The 24,767-nt window shown below is 36.8% G+C and carries 28 protein-coding genes and 1 tRNA gene; 8 read left to right on the top strand and 21 right to left on the bottom strand.

Going from position 1 to position 24,767, the window contains the following annotated elements; genetic code table 11:
* Positions 1–45: 45 nt before the first annotated feature.
* The 14 genes from AMET1_RS01370 to AMET1_RS01435 all read right to left on the bottom strand — a co-directional run bounded on the left by AMET1_RS01370 (position 46) and on the right by AMET1_RS01435 (position 9,912).
* Complete coding sequence (locus AMET1_RS01370) at positions 46–1,602, bottom strand: serine--tRNA ligase (RefSeq protein WP_086636703.1); 1,557 nt, start codon at positions 1,600–1,602, stop codon at positions 46–48.
* Positions 1,593–1,850, bottom strand: coding sequence for a KEOPS complex subunit Pcc1 (locus AMET1_RS01375; protein WP_086636704.1), 258 nt, complete (start codon positions 1,848–1,850; stop codon positions 1,593–1,595). Before AMET1_RS01375 ends, AMET1_RS01370 begins: the two co-directional genes overlap by 10 nt.
* Positions 1,843–3,168: a DHH family phosphoesterase gene (locus tag AMET1_RS01380; protein ID WP_086636705.1), complete on the bottom strand. Its 1,326-nt coding sequence runs from the start codon at positions 3,166–3,168 to the stop codon at positions 1,843–1,845. Before AMET1_RS01380 ends, AMET1_RS01375 begins: the two co-directional genes overlap by 8 nt.
* Before the next feature lie 93 nt (positions 3,169–3,261).
* The gene (locus tag AMET1_RS01385; RefSeq protein ID WP_086636706.1) at positions 3,262–3,675 is read right to left on the bottom strand and encodes a 30S ribosomal protein S15; all 414 of its coding nucleotides are present in this window, start codon (positions 3,673–3,675) and stop codon (positions 3,262–3,264) included.
* A 151-nt stretch (positions 3,676–3,826) separates the two neighbouring features.
* A complete protein-coding gene (locus AMET1_RS01390; RefSeq protein ID WP_086636707.1) occupies positions 3,827–4,387 on the bottom strand; it encodes an XTP/dITP diphosphatase in 561 nt (186 codons plus the stop codon).
* 63 nt (positions 4,388–4,450) lie between these two features.
* Positions 4,451–5,041 carry a Kae1-associated kinase Bud32 gene (locus AMET1_RS01395; protein ID WP_086636708.1) on the bottom strand — a complete coding sequence of 197 codons (591 nt, stop codon included), beginning with the start codon at positions 5,039–5,041 and terminating at the stop codon, positions 4,451–4,453.
* A complete protein-coding gene (locus AMET1_RS01400) occupies positions 5,038–6,009 on the bottom strand; it encodes a bifunctional N(6)-L-threonylcarbamoyladenine synthase/serine/threonine protein kinase (RefSeq protein ID WP_086637354.1) in 972 nt (323 codons plus the stop codon). The genes AMET1_RS01395 and AMET1_RS01400 overlap by 4 nt, the downstream gene beginning before the upstream one ends.
* Before the next feature lie 48 nt (positions 6,010–6,057).
* Positions 6,058–6,204 carry a 30S ribosomal protein S27ae gene (locus tag AMET1_RS01405; RefSeq protein WP_086636709.1) on the bottom strand — a complete coding sequence of 49 codons (147 nt, stop codon included), beginning with the start codon at positions 6,202–6,204 and terminating at the stop codon, positions 6,058–6,060.
* Positions 6,205–6,206: 2 nt separating this feature from the next.
* A complete protein-coding gene (locus AMET1_RS01410; protein WP_086636710.1) occupies positions 6,207–6,521 on the bottom strand; it encodes a hypothetical protein in 315 nt (104 codons plus the stop codon).
* On the bottom strand, positions 6,518–6,997 hold the full coding sequence (locus AMET1_RS01415) for a GTP-dependent dephospho-CoA kinase family protein (RefSeq protein WP_201721231.1): 480 nt from the start codon (positions 6,995–6,997) through the stop codon (positions 6,518–6,520). The genes AMET1_RS01410 and AMET1_RS01415 overlap by 4 nt, the downstream gene beginning before the upstream one ends.
* Positions 6,998–7,034: 37 nt before the next feature.
* On the bottom strand, positions 7,035–7,223 hold the full coding sequence (gene spt4, locus AMET1_RS01420) for a transcription elongation factor subunit Spt4 (RefSeq protein WP_086637355.1): 189 nt from the start codon (positions 7,221–7,223) through the stop codon (positions 7,035–7,037).
* A 2-nt stretch (positions 7,224–7,225) separates the two neighbouring features.
* Entirely contained in the window at positions 7,226–8,143 is a 918-nt protein-coding gene (locus AMET1_RS07970; RefSeq protein ID WP_086636712.1) for a DNA-directed RNA polymerase, read from the bottom strand.
* Between the two features lie 16 nt (positions 8,144–8,159).
* A complete protein-coding gene (locus AMET1_RS01430; RefSeq protein ID WP_143406797.1) occupies positions 8,160–8,627 on the bottom strand; it encodes a type II toxin-antitoxin system VapC family toxin in 468 nt (155 codons plus the stop codon).
* Positions 8,628–8,685: 58 nt separating this feature from the next.
* A complete protein-coding gene (locus AMET1_RS01435) occupies positions 8,686–9,912 on the bottom strand; it encodes a translation initiation factor IF-2 subunit gamma (RefSeq protein WP_201721232.1) in 1,227 nt (408 codons plus the stop codon).
* A gap of 243 nt (positions 9,913–10,155) precedes the next feature.
* Between AMET1_RS01435 and ilvD the strand changes: the two genes are divergently transcribed.
* Positions 10,156–11,799 (top strand): dihydroxy-acid dehydratase, encoded by a 1,644-nt coding sequence (gene ilvD / locus AMET1_RS01440; protein ID WP_086636715.1) that lies wholly within the window; start codon positions 10,156–10,158, stop codon positions 11,797–11,799.
* A gap of 35 nt (positions 11,800–11,834) precedes the next feature.
* Complete coding sequence (locus AMET1_RS01445) at positions 11,835–12,680, top strand: methanogenesis marker 8 protein (protein WP_086636716.1); 846 nt, start codon at positions 11,835–11,837, stop codon at positions 12,678–12,680.
* Between the two features lie 74 nt (positions 12,681–12,754).
* On the opposite strand, the gene AMET1_RS01450 is transcribed toward AMET1_RS01445, so the two are convergent.
* Positions 12,755–12,952 carry a hypothetical protein gene (locus tag AMET1_RS01450; protein WP_201721233.1) on the bottom strand — a complete coding sequence of 66 codons (198 nt, stop codon included), beginning with the start codon at positions 12,950–12,952 and terminating at the stop codon, positions 12,755–12,757.
* Between the two features lie 332 nt (positions 12,953–13,284).
* Between AMET1_RS01450 and AMET1_RS01455 the strand changes: the two genes are divergently transcribed.
* Positions 13,285–13,833, top strand: coding sequence for a hypothetical protein (locus AMET1_RS01455; RefSeq protein ID WP_086636718.1), 549 nt, complete (start codon positions 13,285–13,287; stop codon positions 13,831–13,833).
* A gap of 238 nt (positions 13,834–14,071) precedes the next feature.
* Positions 14,072–15,211, top strand: coding sequence for a tRNA (guanine(10)-N(2))-dimethyltransferase (locus tag AMET1_RS01460; protein WP_086636719.1), 1,140 nt, complete (start codon positions 14,072–14,074; stop codon positions 15,209–15,211).
* Positions 15,212–15,216: 5 nt separating this feature from the next.
* Here the strand turns inward: AMET1_RS01460 and AMET1_RS01465 are convergent, their stop codons facing one another.
* On the bottom strand, positions 15,217–17,442 hold the full coding sequence (locus AMET1_RS01465) for an amino acid permease (protein WP_086636720.1): 2,226 nt from the start codon (positions 17,440–17,442) through the stop codon (positions 15,217–15,219).
* Between the two features lie 586 nt (positions 17,443–18,028).
* Here AMET1_RS01465 and AMET1_RS01470 point away from each other — a divergent pair.
* From AMET1_RS01470 to AMET1_RS01480, 3 genes are all read left to right on the top strand, one after another.
* Positions 18,029–18,640, top strand: coding sequence for a hypothetical protein (locus AMET1_RS01470; protein ID WP_086636721.1), 612 nt, complete (start codon positions 18,029–18,031; stop codon positions 18,638–18,640).
* Between the two features lie 36 nt (positions 18,641–18,676).
* Complete coding sequence (gene hxlB, locus AMET1_RS01475) at positions 18,677–19,237, top strand: 6-phospho-3-hexuloisomerase (RefSeq protein ID WP_201721234.1); 561 nt, start codon at positions 18,677–18,679, stop codon at positions 19,235–19,237.
* Positions 19,238–19,298: 61 nt separating this feature from the next.
* On the top strand, positions 19,299–20,420 hold the full coding sequence (locus AMET1_RS01480; RefSeq protein ID WP_086636722.1) for a pyridoxal phosphate-dependent aminotransferase: 1,122 nt from the start codon (positions 19,299–19,301) through the stop codon (positions 20,418–20,420).
* 166 nt (positions 20,421–20,586) lie between these two features.
* Here the strand turns inward: AMET1_RS01480 and AMET1_RS01485 are convergent.
* Together AMET1_RS01485 and AMET1_RS01490 are read right to left on the bottom strand one after the other, a co-directional pair.
* Positions 20,587–20,659, bottom strand: a tRNA-Gln gene (locus AMET1_RS01485).
* Positions 20,660–20,783: 124 nt separating this feature from the next.
* Complete coding sequence (locus AMET1_RS01490) at positions 20,784–21,509, bottom strand: hypothetical protein (RefSeq protein WP_086636723.1); 726 nt, start codon at positions 21,507–21,509, stop codon at positions 20,784–20,786.
* Between the two features lie 161 nt (positions 21,510–21,670).
* Between AMET1_RS01490 and hemG the strand changes: the two genes are divergently transcribed.
* Entirely contained in the window at positions 21,671–22,210 is a 540-nt protein-coding gene (hemG, locus tag AMET1_RS01495; RefSeq protein ID WP_086636724.1) for a menaquinone-dependent protoporphyrinogen IX dehydrogenase, read from the top strand.
* A gap of 49 nt (positions 22,211–22,259) precedes the next feature.
* Here the strand turns inward: hemG and AMET1_RS01500 are convergent, their stop codons facing one another.
* The 3 genes from AMET1_RS01500 to AMET1_RS01510 form a co-directional block, all read right to left on the bottom strand.
* Positions 22,260–23,285 carry an NAD(P)/FAD-dependent oxidoreductase gene (locus tag AMET1_RS01500; protein ID WP_086636725.1) on the bottom strand — a complete coding sequence of 342 codons (1,026 nt, stop codon included), beginning with the start codon at positions 23,283–23,285 and terminating at the stop codon, positions 22,260–22,262.
* Positions 23,286–23,719: 434 nt separating this feature from the next.
* Entirely contained in the window at positions 23,720–24,061 is a 342-nt protein-coding gene (locus AMET1_RS01505) for a hypothetical protein (RefSeq protein WP_086636726.1), read from the bottom strand.
* A gap of 88 nt (positions 24,062–24,149) precedes the next feature.
* Positions 24,150–24,761, bottom strand: coding sequence for a 7-carboxy-7-deazaguanine synthase QueE (locus tag AMET1_RS01510; protein ID WP_086636727.1), 612 nt, complete (start codon positions 24,759–24,761; stop codon positions 24,150–24,152).
* Positions 24,762–24,767: the final 6 nt, after the last annotated feature.

Raw genomic sequence — 24,767 nt, forward strand, 5'->3', positions numbered from 1 at the left:
TGGTTTTTTAGAACAGTTTGTTTTGTTTCTTTTTTGTTTTGTTTTTTATGGCCATTCTAGTGTGTATGGTGTTTCGGGTAGTGGTTGTGTTTTGTTTTTTATTTCTTTTGGCCAGTTTTCTGGGTTGAATCCGTTGTATGCTAGGAATGCTATTACCCATCTGCTTAGACCTAGGCCTGCGCAACCGGTCCAGAGCGGTTCTTTGTATGGTGATCTTATTGAGAAACCTTTGACAAAATGTGTTCCATGTAAATTTACGCTGCCGATGCTTAAACCTTCTTCGTTTCCGGGCATTTTGACTCGGATTTCTCTTTTTGGTATGTCTGGATATTCGATGTCGTCTAACTCGCCGTGTCTTCCTTCTAGGTAGAATGGGTCGTCTCCGACTTCGATGTGCCATTCTGGTTGTATGTATTTGTCTATGAAGTCTATGTATGCGTCTAGTACTTGGTTTGCTACTTTTTCGGTTTGTTTTGGCTTTCCGATCCAGACTAACTCGTTTCTTTGGAATTCGTTTACTCTGTCGAGGCCTTTTGAACCTCCTCCTTCCCATCGATATGTGAATCCTGAGTTGTCGTATAGTTTTATTGGGAGGTTTTCTTTACTTAGCATTTCATGGGTGAACATTTGGTAGAATGGTTCGCATTGTGCTGGGGCGAGTACGTATCCTGGTTTTTTCAGTCCTTTTTCTAGTATGTCTACTGGTGGTTCTCCAAGTATTTTTAGTTCTTTTTTGAATAGGCTGTATAGTTCGTCGTCTCTTTTTGGGTTTGATGTGTAGTACATGCCTTCTGGCAATCCCTCTAAGTATTTCATTTTGTTCATTATTGATAGTGGGATGAGTTTTGGGAACATTGCTTCGTTGAAACCGGTTTTTTCCGGTATGTGTTTTTTTGCTAGTTCTGATAGTGCATTGAATAGTTTTGTGTATGGTGGCATGTAGATCCACTGGCCTTTTCCTGGGAATTTTTTTATCCATCCTTTTTCACTTGCTTTTGTTGTTGGATCTGTTTTCAGTTTTAGTTCTCTTTTTTCGCTTTGTTTTATTGTGGTTCCTGGCTCTATCTCTGAGACCTTGTATGTTATTTCTTCGTCGTCGGTTATGACTTCGTTTGTTAGTTTTAATAACCGGTCTATTACTCCGTTTCTTATGTCGCTTTCACTTAGGTTTGTTAGGTGGAGTTTTATGCCTTCTTTTGTTTCGATTTTTGATATCCACCTTAGGTTTTTCATTTCTTTTTTGAATCTCTTTTTTTCTTGTTCTGTTAGTTCTTGTTTTATGTGTGCTTGGTATTCTTTGATTTCTATGCCTCGAACTCCGATATGGTGTTTTGGACCTAATTTATTTGAAAGTGGATTTATGAGTCGTATTAGGGCTTCGTGTGCTCTTACGTACCTATTGCTTTTTATTGAGATCTCGATTTGGTCTTCAATTACGTTCCAGTTTTTTATTGTTGCACCCATTTTTTCGGGTGCTCCTTTTTTTAGTATGTCTTGGTCTGCTGTTTTTAGTAGTTTGTTTATGTCTTTGGTTACTTCTTGGTTAGCAGTATCGCTAAGTAGGATTTTTCCTTTGAGTTTTAATTCGAGCATTATCTCCATAATTTATCGACCTCTCTAGCTACATCTACACACTTGTATATATCATCTAATGAGGCTATTGACTGTCTGATGTTTTCAAAACTGAATTGGATGTTTACTTTACCTTCTTTGTGTTTATTATTTGTTTTCGTTGTTTCAATACTGGTTTTTATGTTTTGGGGGTTGTCAGGCTGAATTGCTTTTGCTATTGTGTTGGGAGAATCTGTCTTTAACTCTAGTTCTCCAATAACCATTGGCTTGTCATTCATTGGTATCACCTAACTGGTCGCATAGGATTTCGTTGATTTTATCTAAAAATATATTTAGGGAATCTATTGGGATTGAGGCTCCACTAGCTATGTTGTGGCCTCCACCACGTCCACCAACTATGTCTGCTGAAACCGACATTGCTTTAGATAGGTTTAGTCCTTTTTTTATTAGGTCTTCATTACCTCTAGCACTTATTTTGATTTCATCTGTTCCTTTATAAAGTGATAGTAGTGGTTTTTCAGGTATCAAACAGTTAACAGCTATCGATGCAACCGCTCCTTTTATAGATTTGGTCTCTACGTCTATAGTGTTGACACAACGGTATTCATTGATTTTCTCTTCTACTGAATATAGTTCGTCTAGTATTTTTTGGTTGAACTCTTTTTCGTATTCCTGTGCGTCAGTTACGTGTTTTTTGTCGTTCAAAGCTATTGATAATGCCATTCCATATTTTTCTTTCCGGGTGCAGGCATTTATCAATGAAGTTAGTTCGGTTGCGTATTTAACCGGCCCTCTATTGATACGGTATATTTCTCCAACCATTGAAGTTATCGTTTTAGCTGTAGCGCCTTGTTTTAATAGCATTAAAGAAAGTGTTTTTATTAATTTTGTTTTGTGTTTTTTGGTTAGTTCGTTGATATCTTTTTCAATTGGTATATCTAGTCTGTTTAACAGTTGTTCGATGTTTTCGATGTTTCTAAGGTTTTTGAAGTATGGGTCTGTTGATGTCTGAAGCGCTTTAGTTGTTTCTCCATAAAGCCTTAAACCTTCTTCTATCTCTATAGCTCCAACCTCTACTCCATCATTCACCAACTCACTGTTCACTCCTATTAATGGGAGGTGTTGACGGTCTCCTATAGCTCCTGCAAGAGCTATGCAAGAGAGGTCTTTGTTTTTATTGTTTATTTCACGAGCTATTAGGTATGAAAGTCCTGCAGCACTTACTTCGGATGCCCCATCAACTCCATGGTGATGGGGATTTAGATGGAGATGGCTGACTCCATCTTTGTATTCTGGTGGGTGGTGGTCAACAACCAAAACTTTTTTATCTATTTCCTTGATTACGTCGGGCTGGCCACTTCCCATATCGAAGAAGATTATTGTTTCATTTTCCTCTTCGTTCAGCTTACCAGCAAGTTCGGTTGAAGGACGGCTAACGATAGTTGCGTGAAAAGGTATCTTTTCTCTCTTTAAAGCTGTGCATAAAGTGGCTGCAGAGGTGATTCCATCTGCATCTTTATGAGAGATAACTCTAACAAAATCAGTTGAAACTAACGCATTAGCTACTTCATTAGCTTTTTTAACCAGTTCCTTCAATGTTCTCACTAAAAATTTTTTTAGATCTAGTCTAGTAAAGAATAAGTCTAGATTTTTGGTTAGGAGGGCTTTAGGCCCTCGATAGAAGTATTTTTATTCTGAGATTAAGAGATCGGCTTCTTCTGGTTTGTATTTCCATTCACTTGGGATCTTGCCTTTGTTTTTATAATATTTGGCAAGTTGATGTATCTTTGACTCGGTTATTTGAAGTCCTCTCTTACTGCTCTTGTCGTTTGGATTTTTATCTTGGTGTTCACGTAGTTTCTTTGCTTTGATAACAAGGTTCCTTAGGTCTTCAGGAATTTTTGGTTCAGCATCGTTTTCTTCCAATATACTTGAAATCTTTTTACCTGTAACCTCTCTAACATCTGGAACCGCATATTTATCTCGCAACAGATTTCCAATCTCACTAGTTGAATAACCTTCATCCTTTAACTCAACAACCAAGTCCTCGATTTCCTCTACTTCCATATTTATCCATTCATATTTATCTTCTGAAGTTGACATAATTAATCCTCCATAACTGGAACTTAAAAGACCTTAGAATTACTTTTATCTTTTGGAACCATACCGATTAAAAAAAATCATTTTGATAGTTATAACAGACATAAATACCTATTTTTTGATTTTCATTTTTTTAGTATAAAAGGCGTTTTGTTTATTGTGTTTTGGTTTTCAGCCATTTTTTTAGTTTTTTTAGTGCTTGACGTCGGTGTGATAGTTTGTTTTTTTCTTTCATTTCTATCTCTCCGAATGTTTTTTTGTGGTTGTTCGGTATGAATATGGGGTCGTATCCGAAACCGTGGGGTCCTTTTTGTTTTTTTGATATCTGGCCTTTGATTTTTCCTGTGTGTTTTTTTGTTGTGTGTTGGTCTATATATACCACTATTGATTTGAAGTAGCATTTGCGGTTTGTTTTGTTTTTCATTAGTTTTAGGATGCCTTTGTTTCCGATTGTTTCGTGTGTGTAGGCTGAGTAGGGTCCTGGAAAACCGTTGTATGTGTTTATGTAAAGTCCTGAGTCTTCGACGATCAATGGTTTTTTTATTTTTTTGTATGCGTATTTTGCTCCTTCGATTGCGACGTTTTCAATTGTGTCTTGTATTTCGGGATATCCGATGTCTCGGCCTTCGATTTTTATTGGTGATAGTATGTCTTTGGCTTCCATTATTTTATGTTGGTTGCTGGTTACGAATGTGATTTCTTTCAGATGGTTCATTTATATACCTTTATGTTGTTTTTCTGTGTGTTTTTTTGTTTGTAGGGGTTGATGTGTTTTTGTTTATTGTGTGTATCTGCCTCTTTTCTGGATTTCGTTTAGTCTTTTGAATGTTTTTTTGTGTTTTGGGAATGTATTTTTGTATCCGTTTTTTATTTGTTTTATTGAGTTGTTTGGTTTGTGTGTTGCTTTTATTGATTGGAGCAGTATATGTAGGTCTACGCCTCTTGACTCTATGTGTTTATCGTATTCGGCTAACCCGAAGTCTATTAGGTATATTGTGTTTTTGTGTTTTATCATGTTGCTTGTTGTGAGGTCTCCGTGTACGAGGCCTGCTTTATGTAGTTTTCCTATGTTTTCTCCGATTTGTCTGTATTGACTGGGGGTTAGATTGTTGTATATGTTTTTTAGTTTTTCTCCGTTTATGTATTCGAATGTTATTGTGTATTTTTTTATGTCGAGTATTATTGGGGTTGGTATTCCTGCTTTACGTGCTTCTGATGTTATTTTTGCTTCTTTTTTTGTTCTTGTTTTTCTGATTTTATGGTCTAGTTCGGGATGTCTGTATGTTTTGGGTACTCTTTTTTTTAGGATTTTGTTTCCTTGTTGGTAGATTTGTGCTTCGGCGCCTTGGTCGATATATGTTTTTTTCATCTCCACCGTACCTCCACGGTGTCTGGCCTGTAGTTTGGTTTTATGTTTATGTTTGTTGTGTGTTTTATTCCTGATTTATACATTTTCAGTCCTGTGTGTGCTATCATTGCGCCGTTGTCGCTGAGAAATTCTGGTTTTGGTTTATATAATCTTGCGTCTCGGTTTTCAGCCATTGTTTCTAGCATGTTGGTGAGTCTTTTGTTGTTTGCTACTCCTCCGCATAATAGGATTTCGTTTTTGGAGAGGTGTGCTAGAGCTCTTTCTGTTACTTCGGTTAGCATTGCGAAAGCTGTTTCTTGTATGCTGTATGATATGTCTTGTTTTGGTTTTTTGTTTATTTGGTTTTCTGCTGATGTAATCAATCCTGAAAAAGAGAAATCCATTCCTTTCACTATGTATGGAAGTTCTATGAGTTTATTGCCTTTTTCAGCGAGTTTCTCTATTTTGGGTCCGCCTGGATGGTTTAAATCGATTTTTCTAGCGAATTTGTCAAGTGCATTTCCTATGCCTATATCTAGTGTTTCTCCGAAAACCCTGTATCTATTTGATCGGTATCCAAGGACTTGTGAGTTTGCACCGCTTACGTAAAGCACTACAGGGTCTTCACAACCTGTTTTCCACCTACCAACCTCTATGTGAGCGATACAGTGGTTTACTCCTACAATCGGTATATCTAGGGATAGTGATAGTGTTCGGGCTGCAGTAGCTACTACACGTAGGCATTGTCCCATTCCTGGGCCTTGAGAAAAAGATATTAGGTCTATTTCGGTTGGCTTAATCTCTGCTTTTTTTATCGCTTTGTCGATCACCGAGGCGATGTTGTCTGCGTGGTGTTGAGAGGCTTCTCTAGGGTGGATGCCTCCTGAGTTTGGTTGGTATGGCTTGGAGATGTGGGATAAAACTTTGTTTTCATTTACAACCCCTACAGATAGGTTCCAAGCGGTTCCCTCTATACCCAGGGCTTTCATTTGTTGTACCATGCCTTAAAAATAGGTTTTTGTGGGATATGGGTTGTTTTATTTAAACTCTGTGTACCCACATTTACCACAAGCGAGTCTGTCTCCGTGGTCAGCCATAAAAACGCCTTTTCCACATCGAGGACAGTTTTCTCTCTTTTTCTCTATTTCACCATCTTTAACTTCGTAGATGTCTTTTTTGTTCAAGTTTATTCCTCCGACTCTTCTTCAACGTCTTTTTTTTCATTTACATTACGTTCAACAATGTGGTCTTGTTCAATTTCTTTCAAGTCGTCCATACGGGTGTATACTTTTGCATATCCTTCTGTAATACCTAAACCAGTCTTCGTTTTTAGACTGTCTATAACTAGCAGTGACTTGGTTAGGTCTTCTTCCGCTGCAATCTTCGCTTTCACTTCGGATCTGGTTGGCGTTGCATTCCCCATGTGATCAACTTTAAACTTTAGCTCTTCTCTCTTTACTGCTGGATTTTCCTTTCTTTCAACGATATCTATCTCCATCATATCTCCTCCATCATATCTAAAAAAACCTTAACTTTATCCTTACAATCTCTATCAACAGTGACAGAAACCAATCCTTCCTTAGGTTGTCCATATAGGATTATATAACCTTCCGGTGCATAAAGCGCGACAGGCAACACAGCAAGGTCTTCTTCACCAATAACTGAAACAAGATATGGTTCACCTAAATCAAGACCTTCTTTAATAGCGTTTATCAAATCGGTAGTTATGTGGCCAGCCGGATTACGAACCGTCTTTTTTTTATAACTCCAATCCTCAACCGCGTCCTTTATCTCCTGACTTGCTTCTTCACGCATGACACGTCCATCCACAACCGCTAAAGCAGGAACAACATCTTCTCTAAGCAGTTTGTATGTAGTTACATCACCTACAGTAACAATACCACTATAGCTGGATTCCTCTAAAACCTCTTGAAACGAACTTTCATCCCTATGAAGCTCCCCAAGCGGTTTCTTCAACTTAGAACGTAAATCCGCCTGTAACCTAAATGTCAAATTACCTTACCTTCAATGCATATTTTCCAGGATGTTCCACATTCAGTTTACCAGCAATCTTAGACCTTTTAGGGTCTAAAATAACAACATATCCAGTCCATGACTCCGTCAACGAACTAGACCTACATATAGGACACGTATCACTTTCCTTAACTATTCTATAACAATTCCGACAAGCAGCGTCCACCATAATCAATCACCCGGCCTGATAGGTGCATCAGGATATTCCTCCCTATACTCATCCATATCTAAATCATGAGTTGCCAAATGACTACCAGTTATAGCCTTATATTCCTTGCCACAAACCCGACACTCAACAAACTCATTTTCTTCATCAACTTCTTCACTTTCTTCTTCAACTTCTTCACTTTCTTTTTTCTCTGGTTTATCTTCGTCGGTTTCTATTGGTTTGTCTTCTAGGTCGAGAACAACCTCTTCAACTTCTTCTTGGGGTTCTTCTTTGGGTTTTTCTTTTGGTGTTTCTTTGGTTTTTGTTTCGGGTTCTTGTTCTTCTGTTTCCGGCTTTTTGTCTTCTCCGATTACTTTTCGTATTTGGACTTCTGTTTTCTCTGCTTTTTCTTCGTCTTTGTCGATTTTTCCGAGTACTGGTTGTCGCATTGTTAGGCCGATTTTGGATTCTTTGGGGTCTTGTTCGTTTAGGCTTACTGCTATTATTCTTGCTGTTACGTAGTCTCCTTCGTCGAGGGAGAAGTCTGATTCTTTTCCTACGAGTCTTGCATTTTTTTCGTCGTATGAGACGTAGTCGGAGGTGATTTGGCTTACGTGTAGTAAGGCGTCCATCGGCCCTATGCCTATGAATGCTCCGAAATCTACTATTTCAACGACTTCTCCTTCGATTATTTCTTGCATTTCAGGTCTGTAGGTAATGCATTTAAATGTGACGTTGTAATATACGCCGGCGTCGTTTGGGATTAATTTTCCACCACCGGCTTCGGTTATTTCTGTTACTGCGACGAACATCCCGAGTTTTCGGTCTATTTTTCCTTCGATTTTGTTCTCTAGCATTTCTTTGATGACTTTGTCTCTTGGTTCATCCAGCCTTGTTGGTGGGACTCTAACTGTATCGATAGCTTCTAATTCTCTATACAAATCTAATCACTCCAGCTCAAAAATCTTTAATTAGGTGGCTACCCTGTCTTAAGTATATTAGGGGTATGCCTTTTTTTCTTAGTCTTTCTTTAAGTTCTTTATCGTTTGTGGCGACAACTGTGTTTTCCTGTGAAACTGCGGCTTCTATAACTCCGTTGTCACCAGTTGCTTCTGTGTCGACAATGCTGTGTTCTTTAGCTAACAATAAACCTATTTTTGCTGCTCGTTTGTCGACACCACTACCTGTATCTGTTATTTCTTTAAGTTCTTTAATCACTGTACTTGGAATTAAAATACTGTAGTCACAGTTAAGTATTCTGTCGATTTCTCGGAAAACATCTACTTTAAACTGTTCGGGAACCATTAAGATATTCGTGTCTAGGATCACTTTCATCTGGTTCTTCTTGTTTGGTCGACTACTCGACATTATGATCGACACTGTTTCACTTCCCGACCTACAGTATTCAACTTCATCATGTACCACGACAAGTTACCATTAGGAAAATAATGTGGGGATTATTCTGTATTTGTTTTATTTTATTTTATTTTTGTTTTAGTTTTCCGACGCCTATTAATCTCCATCTGGCTCCAATTCTACGGCTTATAGCCATGTTGGATCCTTCTTCTGCGCAGACGGGTCTTTTTAATTTGACTTCTGCTTCGTTTTCTCGGGCGCTTGTGATGACACCGACGGTTGTAGCTGTACCTAGGTTGAGCATTAATGGTTCGTTGGTTCGTAGTCCTTCAACTTCTGATTCGTCTTCTACGCCTACGACTCTGTCGAGTAGGTCTACTTCGACTATAAATTCATTCCAAACTGGTGGTAGTTCGTCTGGCCTACCCATTATTTGGCCGACTAATCCGTCACTTTTTGTCATGAATGGGTCGAGTTTTGTTCCGATTCCAGCCAATCCACCGGGCGTGATTTTATCTCGGTATTCACCGCCTGAGAATATGCTTACGGTTTCGGTTATTATGGGTTCCCACCATGTTTTTCCACCTGAGTCTATTTTTTTACCTGGTTTTATCTCTATTTCTGTGTTGCTGGTTATGCTTCCCTGTTTGATGGATCCACCAATGATACCGCCTTTGATGTTGTCTATCTCTGTTCCGGGTTTATTAACGTCGAAGGAACGTGCTATCGGCATTAAAACTGGTTTATCTTGGTCTCTTTCAGGGGTGGGGATTACATCTTCTACTGCTGTGATAACCATGTCGATGTTTGTTCTCTGTTGTGCGGAACATGGGATGATAGGAGCATCTTCAGCTACAGTGCCTTTAACAAACTCTTTTATTTGGTTGTAGTTGTCAACAGCTTCTTCTTTAGAAACTAAATCAATTTTGTTTTGAACAACTACAATATCTTCAACACCAATGATGTCGAGAGCCATCAAATGTTCTTTTGTTTGAGGTTGAGGACAATCCTCATTTGCAGCTATTACAAGAACAGCTCCATCCATTATAGCTGAACCGGACAACATAGTGGCCATTAATGTTTCGTGGCCAGGGGCATCTACAAAAGAAATAGCCCTAGTTATCTCAGTCTCACCACCACACTCACAAACTTCCTTGGTAGTATATGCCTCAGGAGGTTCACACCCACTGCACCTCCTAAACACAGTGTCAGCGTAACCAAGCCTTATCGAAATACCTCTTCTCAGCTCTTCACTATGCTGATCTGTCCACGTACCACTGAGGGCCTCAACCAAGGTAGTTTTCCCATGGTCTACATGCCCAATTAATCCAATGTTTACTTCTGGCTGTTTCAAAGTGACACCCTTACTAATAATAAGAACCTTGAGTATTCTATGCGATACTAATCTAAAAACCTTTCCACCAACAAACCGTTTTTTATCCACATTATAGTGCAACAATACCTTAGCCATTAGTTAGTGTACCTAATTAACCAAGTATGTTCAAATCCTAAACCAATAAAACCAATAAAAAACAACTATATATAAAACCACTTCAAATTACCGAGAACAATACATCTTTATTTAGGATTGTTATAAATGAGAAGCAATACTGTTAAAAAAGGACTTAAACGTACACCAACAAGAGCATTACTCAAAGCAAACGGAGTAACAGACAACGACATGAACAAACCATTCGTCGGAATAGCTAACGCATGGAGCGAAATAGTCCCAGGACACCTACACCTAAGAGAGCTAGCAAAAGAAGTAAAACACGGAGTTTCCTCAGGAGGAGGAGTCCCATTCGAGTTCGGATCGATAGGAATATGCGATGGAATCGCAATGGGACATAGAGGAATGAGATATTCATTACCCTCCAGAGACCTGATAGCAGACTCCATCGAAGCTATGGCAGAAGCCCACCAATTCGACGGCCTCGTACTACTAGCAAGCTGCGACAAAATACTACCAGGAATGTTGATGGGTGCACTTCGAATAGATATACCTACAATAATGGTTACCGGCGGACCAATGCTCTCCGAAAAAATGGATAACCAAGACCTCACACTGATATCAACCTTTGAAGGAATCGGAAAATACAAATCAGGCGAAATCGACGAAAACAAAATACTCGAAATGGAAAACAAAGCCTGTCCATCATGCGGAAGCTGCCAAGGAATGTACACAGCAAACACATTCTCATGCCTAATTGAAACAATGGGTCTATCACTACCAAAATGCGCAACCTCCCACGCCTGTTCATCAGAAAAACGACGTATAGCACGTGAAAGCGGCAGCCAAATAATGAAACTAATCGAAAACAAAAAAACAGCTAGAGATATAATCAGCGAGACCGCAATCGAAAACGCAATCAAAGTCGACATGATGTTAGGAGGCTCCACAAACACAACACTCCACATACCCGCTATCGCTGCAGAAGCAGGATACAACACAACATTAAAACAGTTCGATCAAGCAAGCAATAAAACACCATACCTAGTATCGATGAGACCTGGAGGAAAACATGTCATGACCGACCTCCACAACGCCGGTGGAATACCAGGACTTATAAAACAAACCAAAAACCTACTAAAAAACACAGAAACAGTAAACGGAAAAACACTATTCGAAAACACAGAAAACACAACCATAAATCAAGAAGTCATAAAATCACCAGAAAACCCATTGAGACAAACAGGAGGCATAGCCATACTCTACGGCAACCTAGCTCCAAATGGCTCAGTCCTAAAAGTAAGCGCCGTAGAACCAGAAATGTATGAATTCACCGGAAAAGCCAAAATATATGAAAACGAAGACCAAGCAGTAGACGCAATACTCGATGGAGAAGTAAAAAAAGGCGACGTAGTAGTAATAAGATACGAAGGACCAAAAGGAGGACCAGGAATGCCAGAAATGCTAGCCCCAACCTCAGCACTAACCGGAATGGGACTCGAAAAATCAGTCGCACTACTAACAGACGGTAGATTTAGCGGTGGAACAAGAGGACCATGTATAGGCCATATCTCACCAGAAGCAGCAGATGGAGGCCCAATAGCCTACATCAAACCAGGAGACAAAATCGAAATAAACATACCCAAAAAACAGATCAACGTAAAACTAACACAAAAACAACTCAAAAAAAGAAAAAAAGAAATCAAACCCAAAAAAACAAACGAAACAGGCCTACTCGGAAGATACGGAAAAAATGCAGAATCCCCAGACAAAGGCGGACGAATAACCTAAAAAAACAAAAAAAATAAAAAAATTAGGTGATAAAAATGGAAAAATCACGACACGTACTTGAACTACTTGGAAAAACACGAGTAGTAGTCGAAAACGGAGAAATAATAGAAATAGAAGAAGGAGAAGTAGACTACTGTCCATTATGGCACAAAATGCACGGCGTAGAAAAACTCAAAGAAGGAGCAAAATGGCAAGTGAAACGATTGATGGATGAAATTGGATTCTGCACCGAAGACAGAGAAATAGAAATGGACGAAAGAATAGTAACATTCGGAACCTCCGAAACAATAATGACAGCACTAGAAAACAACGAACTCGACATATCAATAACTGTATGCGACGGAGCAGGAACAGTACTAACATCAAACCCCAAAATAGTTCAAGGAATCGGAGGAAGATTAAGCGGAATAACCGAAACAACACCAAACAAAAAAATCATCAACAAACTCGAACAAAAAAACGCTCAAACCCTAGACAAACCAAGAATAGACCAACCAGCAGGGTTAAAAAAAGCAATAGAACAAGGATACAAAAAACCCGCAGTAACAGTGAGCACCGTAGAAGACGCAGTAAAATGTCGAGAAATAAGCAAAGAAGCAGTCATATTCGGAGTACACCTCACAGGCGTTAACAAAAAACAAACCCAAAAACTAATAGAAACATGCGACGTACTATCCGGATGCGCATCAAAAACAATACGAGAAATAGCCGGCAAGAAAGCACTACTCCAAGCAGGCCGATCAATACCAATATTCGCATTAACAAAAAAAGGAAGAAACCTAACACTAGATCAAGCAAAAAAAGTCCAAGGACCAATCTACATAACACAAAAAAACCTACCATACCTCAAAGACGGAAACCCACCAAAACCACTCCAATAAAAAAACTAAAAAACACACCAACCAACAAAACACCGATATTATAAAAAGAAAAAATATAAAACCAGAAATAGTTTTCAATCGTTTTCGTTAAAAGGAATCGGTTCATCCGGTTTAACACCATAATACCGATATCTAGCTCTACCAAAAGGACATCCTTCCTCACCCAATGCCTTAAGCTCTAAACCCTGAAGCCATTGAAAAACACTATACCCAGCTCTAGCCGGCCTACAGACAGGACAATATTTTTCACAAAAAACTGGTTCCTCACCCAATTTAAACACCTACCTAAAGATATCTACACAACCCTATTATTTTTTAACCAAAACCCACAAACGAAAAAACCAGTATATAAACCTAAAAAAACAAATGAATTGTTTTAAGAACACTTTGTCTCTAAATGATTTTTTAGATAGCTAAATATGAATAATTAGGTTTTTTGAACAAAGAAATTAATTCAATAATACTATATGTTTTCTCTAATCTTCTAATTTTAATTGAAAGGTTATCAATCACATTTTACTTAAAAAAACAGATTAAAACCACTCAAAGCACACAAAGCTTAAATATGATTAATTAGATAATGTTTCAATCGAAGTGGGGAAACATGTTAGGACTAGAAGAAGTAATAATTTTATTGGCAGCAGCATGGTTCGTTGATTTCGCGGCCTTATTCCCAGTAGGTGCACACCTAATTGGATGGGGCAAAGGAAGACCAGTATGGACAATCCTATTTATCGGTGGACTAATACACTTTGTACTAGGAATTTCAGCAGCTACCGTTGGCGGAGACCCATTAACAGGTTTCGCAATAATGGTATTCGGATGGATCTTCGTTGGCATAGGATTCATGGTCCACAGAGGCTATGACCCAGTCGGCGTAGGACATCTAGCACTATTCACAGGAATAATCTTCTTGGCGTATGCTGTATACTACGGAGCAGTATACGGTGGAACCTACGGATGGCTGTGGGCATTAATAATGGTCACAATCTTCCTGATACTACTTATCGTCGCAATGATGGATTACGGGAAAGTATCAGAGAGGTTCTGTGGTATAGCACTGATGGTGTTTGCGCTAGAAGCATTGATTATCGGTACCGTACTCATCTTAGGAGTAGGACTAGAAACATTCGGTTGGATTACAGGAATTTGACCGGTAAGTTGACCAATAAGAACAAGAAAATATTTGTGGGTTAAAACCCACATAAAACCCTTTTTTTCTATTTTTATTTTTCTTAGATTATTCTAGTAGAAAAACTAATTTGCAATTTTATTATATTTTGAATCGTTTTGCTAGTTTTGGTTTCATAAAAAATAAAAAAAATGAGTGGTTTTTAGGTTTGGTTTGACTAAGAGTAATGTTGTTTTAGATATATTTTTACGTGGTTTTTATGGTTCAGGATTTTCATGTTGTTTGTGAGGGTGGTGTTGAGTTTTTTGTGCCCTCGGTTGAAGGTGATGTGGATTCTAGTATGGATGTTTTTTATAATCCCGTGATGGAGTCGAATAGAGATATATCTATTGCGTTTATTGAGGCTGTTTCTGGTGTTGGTGACCGATACCTTGATTGTCATGGTGCAACCGGTGTAAGGGGGCTTAGGATGGCTGACAGGGTTGGTGAGCTTGATGTAATGGTTAATGATTGGTCACGTGATGCAGCCGGTTTGATTGAAAGGAATAGGGATTATAACTCTCTAGATGTTGAAGTATGTTCAGTTGATGCAAATGTCCTTATGTCGAAACGTAGGTTTGATATAATAGATATTGATCCATTTGGGTCTCCTGTTCCTTTTTTAGATTCAGCTGTCCGTTCCCTAACCCCTGGTGGTGTTTTGTGTATGACTGCTACAGATACTGCACCGCTTTCAGGTGCTCATAAAAAACCGGGTATACGTAGGTATAGTGCAATACCTTTAAACACACCTTATCACAAAGAACTTGGAGCACGTATTCTTGTTGGAAAAACTGCTTTAATTTCCGCTCAATACGATATTGCAATTAACTCTATTTTCACTTACTACAAAGACCATTATTTCCGTTCGTATCTATCCACTGATAAAGGTGCGAAAAAAGCTAACAAGACTATGGAAAAAATAGGTTTTTTACACCATTGTTTTAACTGTGGTAGCAGGGAGATGGTATTGGGGTTGGATAGTCCTGGAGAACTTTCTGAGAAATGTAGTTGTGGCCACCCTATGTCTTTCTGCGGCCCCCTTTATCTAGGTGAGTTGATGGATAGTAAGGTATTATCCCAGGTTCTAGAGAACTTGAATAAGGATGTTTATGGAACCAAAAAAAACTCTATGAAGCTGGTTGAGACCTGTATTTCTGAAGCAGGTTTTCCTCCCACTTATTATGATATACATAATCTATGTAAAATGGAGTCTATTCGAGCGCCTAAAACACAGGAAGTTTTGGTTGGGTTGCGTGAGAGAGGTTTTATTGCCACTAAAACACATTTCAATCTCTTAGGAATTAAAACAGATGCTGATGTAAGTAATATTAAGGAGGTTCTTAACGAACTTGCTTGAAAGTTTTAGTATTCTATCTTTCTAGTAATCCATCTTAAAATGCCGGAGATTTTTATTTTTATTTTCGTTGTTGTTTTCGGCCTTCTTGACTTCTTTTCTTGGACGATTAGTACTGAGGTATCTGTTTTATCCGCTACTTCGTTTGGTATCGTACCGAATAAAAATCCTTTTAATGCTGATTCTTGACTGGCGGACATTACGACTAAATCGAATTTTCTTGATTCATTGATTAAGGCTTTCGTAACATCTTTGGATTTTATTATTCTCGAAGAAGATTCCTCTTTAATTCTTTTTTCAGACCTTTTTTGGAACTCTTTTATTTTTTCAATTTCGTTTGAAGAGGCTCTTGGGTTGATAATTCTTAATAATTCAATGAAGCCGTTTCCTTTTCTTGCTATAGCAGAGGATAGGTCTAGCGTTAACCCTATTTTTGAGGAAAGTCGTGTTGGTAATAGTATTTTGTTGTGTTTAGTTGGATTGAAACCACGATCTTTGAATACAGCTACGTCAGATTCCGCATTATGTAGTATGTAGTCAACTGAACTTCCTAGTAGTTCACTATGGCTAAATTCATCGAGCCATTCAAGTAGTATTAGGTCTGCGTCTTCTTTTTCAGCTAAATCTACTGTGGTTTTTTTGAAGCTGTGTGTGTAAACTATTACTTCTTCCTCCATTATGTCGTATTCAGCGTTTTCTTCAATGATGTTTAGTACAGCTTCTTCAAGCATCTCACGTTTTTTAGCGTATTTGTTTTTATATGCATATAATGGAGTTTGGTCTGGTATTTCAAGAATTATAGCTGGTATTATACGTCCTTTTTTATCTTCTGCAATCTCCATAGCTATTTTAATAAGGTTTTCAACATGTTTTATATCGGTTATTGGAACCAGTACACGGTAATCTTCAAAATCTTTAGTTTTTTCATCAAAGTTATCAAGTGCTTTAGAGGCTTTTCTTTGAGTTATAGCACCTCTAACTTCGCTTTCATCTTTTACGTTATCTTTTACAAGGTAATACCAAACCAACCCCAAGATAATTACTGAGAAAGCGAAAACAATAGGCATTAACTCTCCCATACTGAACAACATACCCAGAGATCCGAAGAAACCGATTGCTGGAAGGTATGGATATAATGGAGCTTTAAATTCTGGCCGATACCAATCGGTTTCAGCTTCTCTCAAAACTATTAATGACAGGTTTACAAAAGCAAAAACAAGTATATTGAGGGCACTGGTCATCTCTGCCAATCTCTGGACAGGGAAAATCAAGAGCATTACAGTTAATACAAAACCACTTAAAACAATAGCTTTAACTGGTGTTTTAAATTTTTTATTAATTTTAGTTAACCAATCAGGCATTAAACCATCTTTAGCCATAGCAAATGGATATCTAGCAGAAGACATCAAAGAAGCATTTCCAGTGGACAGTGTAGCAAAAACTCCAGCTAAAACCATAACTGTAACTCCTAAAGAACCTAAAAAATCCTCAGCGACATCAAGAATTGGTGTTGTCGAATCAGCAAGCTGTTCATATGGATATGCACCGACAACGACAACCATAATCAAAGAATAAAGCAAAATAACAAACAAAATAGACCCAATTATAGCTCTAGGTAAGTTTTTACCAGGATCCTTAACCTCTTCAGCAATAGCACTTGCTTCAGCAATTCCAACATAAGAAACAAATACAAAACCAGCCGTAGCCAACGTCTCACTCACACCAGTATCAACCCATACAAACTGACTTAATTCAACATGCCCCATACCTAAAAAGATAAATAAAAACAACAGGATAGTTAAAAAAAACAACATAAGGTTCTGAATACCACCAGAACTCTTAACACCCACAATATTAATCAAAATAAATAAAACAGAAGCAATAACAGCTAAAAAAATCTCATTAACCGCTATCAAAGCAGCAAGATACCCACCAAAACCAACAAAAGCAAAAGAACCTTTAATCAAAAGACCAAGCCAAGTAGCGATACCAACAGAACTACCAACAGCCGACCCCAAAGAACGCTTCATAAACACATAAGTACCACCAGCCTTAGGAATAGCAGTCGCCATCTCCGAAATACAAAAAGCAGTAATCAAAGCTAGAACACCAGAAAGAATAAAAGAAATAATCGACCCAGGACCAGCCATAGCAGCAGCCATACCAGGCAAAACAAAAATACCAGCACCAACCATAGTCCCAACACTAATGGAAAAAACCGAAAGGAAACCCATATTCCTTTCAAGCTCAACTACTCTCTCCGAATCGCCACTAACACCTGATATACAAAACCCTCCTAAAAAACCAAATTATTTGCAAAGTAAATTCGAAATCAAACCTTAAATAAACAAGTGGTTATTCATACTACTAACAATAAAAAAACATTTTCCCTAAAAAACAAAAAAACACTACAATATCCACCCCCAAAAAGAAAATACAAAACAATCAATCAAACTATTTTTCGAACACAAATTCCAAAAACATAATATAAATTTAAATCTAATTCATTGGAGCAAATCTAAAAAAACAACAAAAAACTAATAAAATAAACATTCTAAAAACCTTAAAAATACAAAATTATTTTTCATCAATCAAGGAATCAAGTTTTTAGCAAAATAAACCCAAGTTAAAAACTATTAAATACATCCTGCTTGAAATAACTAAATTACGAAGAAATACCAAAAAATAATGCAACAAGTAATCCAAAAACCCAATAAAAGACAACATCAAATACACAAAAAACAGAAAACCAGTTATTTCAATATAACTACCTAAAAACTCCTAAAAATTCGTATAACACTAATACATTGGTTTGGAACAATGAACCGTTATAGAAAACACCTAAAAATACAGCAATCCGAGGTATCAAACCTTGGTTTATACTACCTATATAAAAAAATCAGAAACAAGGTAGATGTAAACATATATGAGATGAAGCTTTCCAAAAATAACAACAAAATCGTAACAACACCTGGAAAAATAGAACTCAAATTCTGTCCAGACCTAAATTGGGAATCAATAGCAAGAACACTAAGCATCATAAGCGAAATCGATAACAACGCACACCACGAGATAACAGTCAAAATGAAATACAACGAAATCGAAAGATATGAAAAAGAAGGATATGTATTAGTCTCATACGGCAAAATAGAAGGAGACCAATACCGCGTAATATTCGAAATCCCCTTCTCACGAACATCAGCACTAAAAAAATTCGCCCTATCCATATACAACTCAAACAACCAACAAAACAAAGACGTAGTTTGGAATGGAGGAAACAAAAGAATCGCAACCCTCTACGACGAACTAAACCAATACAACTGGAAAATCGAAAAACTACAGCTAATGGGAGAAAAAGACATAAGAATCGAATTCACAGACAAACCACAAAACAAAGAAATAGATAAAATAATCGAAAAAAAAATAACCTAAACACATTTTTTAATAAAATAAACTGGAGTGTCACCTGTGAGCAAAATAACAAAAAACTCTATGAAAGTAATAGGAAAACACCTACAAGAAGTAGGAAACGAAATAAACGAAGAATCAATCGATAAAGCAGTTCAAGAAATAACAAACGCAAACAAAATATTCGTAGTCGGCGCAGGCAGATCAGGCCTCGCAGCAAAAATGTTTGCAATGAGACTAATGCATTTAGGATTAAATGTATACGTAGTCGGAGAAACAATCAACCCAGCCCTCGAAAAAAACGACCTAGTAATAGCAATAACCGGATCCGGAGAAACCTCATCAACAGTTGAAGTCTCCAAAACAACAAAAAAACTCGGAGCAAGACTCGTATCAATAACCAGCTCCCCAAACTCAACAATATCAAAACTATCAGACGACTCAATAACAATAAGAGACGAATTCTCAAACACAGAAATAACACAAAAAGAAATAGCACCCCTAGGAACACTATTCGAACTAACAGCAGCAGTCCTAATGGACTCAATAATCTCAGAACTAATGAACGTCATGAACAAAAACGAAGAAGACCTATCAAACAAACACGCAACACTCGAATAACACACACCCCAAAAATAAACCCCAAACCAAAAACAAACCAAAAAACAACAAAAACAGGAAAATGAAGAAATATTCAAAACGAATAGAAAAACTAAAACCCTCTGGGATAAGAGAACTATTCGATCAAGTTGGTCCAGAAACAGTAAACCTAGGTATTGGAGAGCCAGACTACCAAACCCCAGAATACATAAAAAAAGCTGGTATAAGAGCAATAAACGATGGCTACACAACATACACACCAAACAAGGGACTACCAACTCTCCGAAAAGCAATAACCAACTATCTGACCAAATACGATATAAAAACAAATCCAGAAAGAATAATAGTCACCTCCGGAGCAAGTGAAGCACTACATCTAGCAACGCAAACATACATCAACAATGGAGACCACGTACTAATACCAGATCCAGGTTTTGTATCATACCGCCCATTAACCAAAATAGCCGGAGGGAAACCAAAACCCCTACCATTAAAACCTCAAGACAACTTTAAAATAAACCCAGAAACATTAAAAGAAAAAATAACACAAAAAACAAAAGTCCTATTCCTAAACTCCCCATCAAACCCAACAGGTGCAATAAACAATCCAAAAGACATCAAAGCAACAACAGAAATAGCAAAAGACCACAACATAACAATAATCTCAGACGAAGTCTACTCTGAAATCATATATGAAGATAAACATACAAGCCCAGCCAAATACAACCCAAACATAATCACAATCAACGGAATGTCAAAAACATACGCAATGACAGGATGGAGAATTGGATACATAACCGCCCCAAAACAAGATATCAACCAAATGCTAAAAATACATCAATACATCCAAGCCTGCGCACCATCAATCTCCCAAAAAGCAGCAGCAACAGCACTAAACAAAGACACCAAATTCATACAAAAAACCATTGAAAAACTGAAACAAAAAAGAAACCTAATATACGAAGGCCTAAAAAACACAGAAATAAAACTAAACAAACCAGAAGGAAGTTTCTACGCATACCCCGACACATCCAAAAAAGGAACAGACAAACAAGTAACCAAAAAACTACTGGAAAACAACATAATCACAATCCCAGGAAGAAACTTCGGAACACAAAAAACAAACCAAAACCACATAAGAATCTCATACGCCACAAACAAAAAAGATCTCAAAAAATTCATCAAAACCATACAAAAAATCTAAAAAGACCATATAAATTCAACCCAATTAAATTAAACCAAATCAACTTGTCTGGTTTTTATTTTTAATTCCTTATTTTAAATCTACAGATAAGACAATTTCATAATTATAAATTTAGGCAAGGAAGGATTTGATACAAAATTTTTGGAAAAACTAGATTTTTAATGGATAGCCCCGAGCGGATTCGAACCGCTGTCGTCGGGTCCAAAACCCGATAGGATTGACCACTACCCTACGGGGCTACATTAAATAGAAACCAACTTAATAGGGTGTTTCTAAAACTGCATCCAAAATCATTCTTCCATAGATATAAATTTTAGGCACAAAAACTCTAAAAAAACTCTGGTATATTAATTTAGTATTTATTTAGATTTTGATACAGTTTAGTATTCCATGACAGCTACATGAAGTTCCTATAGATAATGTAGCACCACTTTCTAATTGGTGTATATCTTTGATTAGTTTCTGTATGTCACTTCCTTCTATGTATCCCGCTCCATTTATTCCATGGCTGATTAAAACATTATGATAATCGGAAAAACCTTCAATGGCTTCGTCAAGTATATCACTCATCAAGCCGTTTTTATTTTTTTGTGTTGCTGTACAGATATCTATTGGTTGTGGACAGTTCTCTGAACATTCACCTTCTTGCATATACGAAGTGATTAAAACTCCATTTTCATAATCTTTTGTTAAAATAAGGTCATCCGGCACTTCATTAACTATTTCTTTAAAAATTGAAGGCTCTATACTTTTAACTTCAAAACCGTTGTTTGTCAAAATTTTTTTAGATATTCTACCTAGAAAATGTCCTGGAATAGCTGGAACAACAATTTTTGGAAAAACTACCTCGGTTAGTTCGATAAAACAGTCGGTTGCATCTCCTTTTAAAAAACCTATTACCCCTGAATCTATTTCGCTGTAAGCATTAGATATATCTACTTCAATGTCTACAAAATCTATGGCTTTTTCACGGTCTATATCTACTACCAATACTTTTGCATCACGATCCTTGAACCATTGACTAGCTTTCTTACCAAAAAAACCGCCTCCAGCAACAAAAACAAGGGTATCTTTAAAATTATTTTTCATTAACTATAGATACGTTTAAAAGAACAAAAATGGTTAAGGCCTTATTAAATTGTTTTTATTAAACCAGAGGTTAAGACATCTATTTTTTGTCTGACGTTTTTTTTTAATTTAATATAAAAAAAGAAATCCATATCTATTTATCGAACTAACTTAATTGATTGATGTCAAAAGTAGTTTTGTTGTATGGTTCTTCTGAAGGACAGACTGAGAAGATAATTCAAAATATATCTGAAAAATTAAATGAGTTTGGACATAAAACGGATGTCTACGATCTGAAAAATTCTAAGATTAAAATAGATTTATCTGGGTATGATGGAGCGATTGTTGGAGCTTCAATCCATGTAGGAAAACACCAGAAATACGTTGTTAATTATGTAGATAGAAATGTGGAAAGGTTGAATCAAATACCTACAGCTTTCTTTACTGTTAATTTAACCGCACACGATAAAAGTGAAGAAGCAAAGCAAAACGTAGATAAGATGATTGAAGAGTTCCTTACTCTAACAAAACTTGAACCAGAGATGACAAAAGCATTTCCTGGAGCCCTTAAGTTCAGCCGTTATGGTTTTATTAAAAGATTATTCATGAAAATTATATCTAAAAAATTAACGGATGGAGATACATCTGAAGATATTGAGTTTACCGATTGGGTTGAAGTCGATGAATTTGCAAAAAAATATTCAGAACTCCTATATACATAAATTTAAAGTGGTTTTGTTGATTTCTAATAAAAAGGATATAGTTTTAACACTATTTCTTGATCTGTGTTTTATAGTACTGGTATTCTAGTTTTTTGTAGGTCCCTATTAAACGGTTTTTAATGGCTGTTTCTCCAAATGCCATTAATCCGTTTTTACCGAACTGAACAAATAGGCTTTTTATTTCACTGGCTTTTTTTCTTTTATTGTTGGGGTCAAGGTTGTTCGCTAGGGCTTTACTCTGTTTAAATGCATTGAAACCGGTTTTATATGAAAAGTTTATGCAGTCACCTACTCCATAAATATCTTTGTATTTTGTTTTGAGATATTTGTCAACTTTTATTCCTTTTTTATCTGTATTAAAAATTTTTTGAATGATTTTCGAAGCCTGGATCCCACCTGCCCAAACAATAAGTTGTGAATCTATTTTTTCACCAGTATCTAGAGTTATAGTGTTTCCATCGATTGAAGTGACTTTTTTGTTCCCAATAAAATCTATTCCTTTAGTATTAAACTGTTTAATGGCTTTATCACCAGCTTTTCTAGAAAGATTTGAAAGCGGTTTTTCACTTGAATCAACCACTGTAACGTCAAGCCCTATGTTGTTAAGTTCGAATGCTAATTCAACCCCTACATACCCACCGCCAACCAAAACTACTTCACTACTATTAAACGCTTTTTTACGTAATTTAAGAGCATCATTCCAATTATAAAAACGTTCAACATCTGATATATCTATACCATGGGTGTTTACGTCGCTACCTAAAGCTAAAACAAGTTTATCATAACCTATTTCACTTGAACCCAGTTCTACTGTTTTTTTGTCTGAATCTATATCGATTACAACATCATTTATATAATTAATTTCGGTTTCGGCTATCAGATTCTCTATTTCAAACCGATACCTATCATAATCTTCGTTTCTAAAGAAATATTTTAAACCCGGAGTGTAAACATGATGTTTATCTTTAGAAACTAAAGTTATATCTAAGTTTGGATTGGATGAAGCATATAAAGCTGTGTTTAATCCACCAAACCCCCCACCCAGTATACATACCTCTATACTATTTTTAGACATCAATATCGATTAATTAACTTATATACGTGACATACTTCCCGCCCTGAAGGATAGGGCTTCCAGAGAAGGTTGTTGGTTTAACCTGAACCTTATTCTCTGTGGTGTTGCCACAACACCACTAGTCTCCATTCCCAATTTGGTTTCAAGCATACCTATACCTGCCTTGTTTTGTCCATACTTGTTGTTTTGTGGACATGTTTTGGTCAAGCAATAGTCTACTGCTATCTAAACAATCATTATCTATGGCTATTATATCTATCGGGCCTGTATCCCCTTCCTAAAGGAAGAGGGTCTTAGCCCTGTTTTAAGATAACAATGTTGGGACTCTTTCTGCACTTTTTTGATGTTTAATTGGATTTTGATATCTAAGGTTTTGATGCCTAAAATCCTATTTTATAGATGTAAAGGAAGGTTTTTTGGTTTGTTTTTTTTGTTTAGACGTGGTATACGCTGTCGAAGTCTTTTTGGTTTGTTTTTTCATCTGAGCTGTCTGAATCCTGTATTTTTTTGAATCTATCGATGTGGTTTTTAAGCCAGTTGTGTAGTGATATTGCTTGGCTGGGTGTCATTCTTATAGTGCATTCTTCTATTTCGTCGAAGATTATTTCTTTGTCTTTACTTTCGTTGTGGTTGATTTGGGAGGAAATAACTATCATTTCTAGTTTGTCTTTTGATGTGAATCCACCTGCTGCTTTATCTAGGTTGATTACTCTATATTTATCTGAACGTTTTTTCCTTACGACTTTGTTTCCTTTCTTTTTTTCCTCATTAGACATAATTATCACTTGTTTTTTAGTAGAAAATGCTTTAAAAATACATTTTTGTTTCTTCATTCATATTATTTTTTAAAAAATTTGGGTTGTTTTAATGTTTTTTTAGTTCTTTTTCTTCTCTATCACGCCATACATCTATGTGGGCTCGTGGTGAGTATTGTATGTCTTTTTCAATGCAGTATTTCCAAACTCTTTTTTTACATTTCATGTCCCTTTCTTGATTTCCGGTTGTAAGAGGCATTAGGATTGATGCGTATTCAATTAGGTTTGTTCCAACCTCATTGAGGTCAGTTACCACCTTTACATCATACTCGGTATCCAGTTTAGATCCATGTATCTTTTCTGCGTCCACTTTTTCTTTAGGCGAAAAAGCAATGTAGTCAAATTTTTCTAAAAAAGAGTTTTCTATGTTGGTGGCGTTTGTTTCAAGATGGTTATTTCTATCTATTTTATCGATAACTTCAGATATTGGTTTATTTTGAAGTGTTGGTTCACCCCCAGTCCAAACAACAGTATTTTTGGTTGAATCTTTTATGACTTGAGTTAACTCTTCAACCGTTAACTCTTTTTTTATTTTTATATTTGTGTCACACCAACTACAGGTTAGATTGCAACCACTTGTTCGTATAAAAAGACTGGGTGTACCGATATAGCGTCCTTCTCCTTGTATCGATTCAAAAATATTATTGACCCTAACTTTCATAAATCA

Source organism: Methanonatronarchaeum thermophilum (genome assembly GCF_002153915.1).
Lineage (GTDB): Archaea > Halobacteriota > Methanonatronarchaeia > Methanonatronarchaeales > Methanonatronarchaeaceae > Methanonatronarchaeum > Methanonatronarchaeum thermophilum.

Bases quoted from the DNA above. Each gene is read 5' to 3' on its own strand.
- spt4 (WP_086637355.1), bottom strand. From the start codon at position 7,223: ATGGTGGACGCTGCTTGTCGGAATTGTTATAGAATAGTTAAGGAAAGT.
- AMET1_RS01505 (WP_086636726.1), bottom strand. From the start codon at position 24,061: ATGTCTAATGAGGAAAAAAAGAAAGGAAACAAAGTCGTAAGGAAAAAA.
- ilvD (WP_086636715.1), top strand. From the start codon at position 10,156: ATGAGAAGCAATACTGTTAAAAAAGGACTTAAACGTACACCAACAAGA.
- AMET1_RS01500 (WP_086636725.1), bottom strand. From the start codon at position 23,285: ATGTCTAAAAATAGTATAGAGGTATGTATACTGGGTGGGGGGTTTGGT.
- AMET1_RS01470 (WP_086636721.1), top strand. From the start codon at position 18,029: ATGAACCGTTATAGAAAACACCTAAAAATACAGCAATCCGAGGTATCA.
- AMET1_RS01480 (WP_086636722.1), top strand. From the start codon at position 19,299: ATGAAGAAATATTCAAAACGAATAGAAAAACTAAAACCCTCTGGGATA.
- AMET1_RS01410 (WP_086636710.1), bottom strand. From the start codon at position 6,521: ATGATGGAGATAGATATCGTTGAAAGAAAGGAAAATCCAGCAGTAAAG.
- AMET1_RS01465 (WP_086636720.1), bottom strand. From the start codon at position 17,442: ATGGGTTTCCTTTCGGTTTTTTCCATTAGTGTTGGGACTATGGTTGGT.
- AMET1_RS01490 (WP_086636723.1), bottom strand. From the start codon at position 21,509: ATGAAAAATAATTTTAAAGATACCCTTGTTTTTGTTGCTGGAGGCGGT.
- AMET1_RS01370 (WP_086636703.1), bottom strand. From the start codon at position 1,602: ATGGAGATAATGCTCGAATTAAAACTCAAAGGAAAAATCCTACTTAGC.
- AMET1_RS01510 (WP_086636727.1), bottom strand. From the start codon at position 24,761: ATGAAAGTTAGGGTCAATAATATTTTTGAATCGATACAAGGAGAAGGA.
- AMET1_RS01455 (WP_086636718.1), top strand. From the start codon at position 13,285: ATGTTAGGACTAGAAGAAGTAATAATTTTATTGGCAGCAGCATGGTTC.
- AMET1_RS01395 (WP_086636708.1), bottom strand. From the start codon at position 5,041: ATGAAAAAAACATATATCGACCAAGGCGCCGAAGCACAAATCTACCAA.
- AMET1_RS01460 (WP_086636719.1), top strand. From the start codon at position 14,072: ATGGTTCAGGATTTTCATGTTGTTTGTGAGGGTGGTGTTGAGTTTTTT.
- AMET1_RS01385 (WP_086636706.1), bottom strand. From the start codon at position 3,675: ATGTCAACTTCAGAAGATAAATATGAATGGATAAATATGGAAGTAGAG.
- AMET1_RS01445 (WP_086636716.1), top strand. From the start codon at position 11,835: ATGGAAAAATCACGACACGTACTTGAACTACTTGGAAAAACACGAGTA.
- hemG (WP_086636724.1), top strand. From the start codon at position 21,671: ATGTCAAAAGTAGTTTTGTTGTATGGTTCTTCTGAAGGACAGACTGAG.
- AMET1_RS01400 (WP_086637354.1), bottom strand. From the start codon at position 6,009: ATGAAAGCCCTGGGTATAGAGGGAACCGCTTGGAACCTATCTGTAGGG.
- AMET1_RS01390 (WP_086636707.1), bottom strand. From the start codon at position 4,387: ATGAACCATCTGAAAGAAATCACATTCGTAACCAGCAACCAACATAAA.
- AMET1_RS01375 (WP_086636704.1), bottom strand. From the start codon at position 1,850: ATGAATGACAAGCCAATGGTTATTGGAGAACTAGAGTTAAAGACAGAT.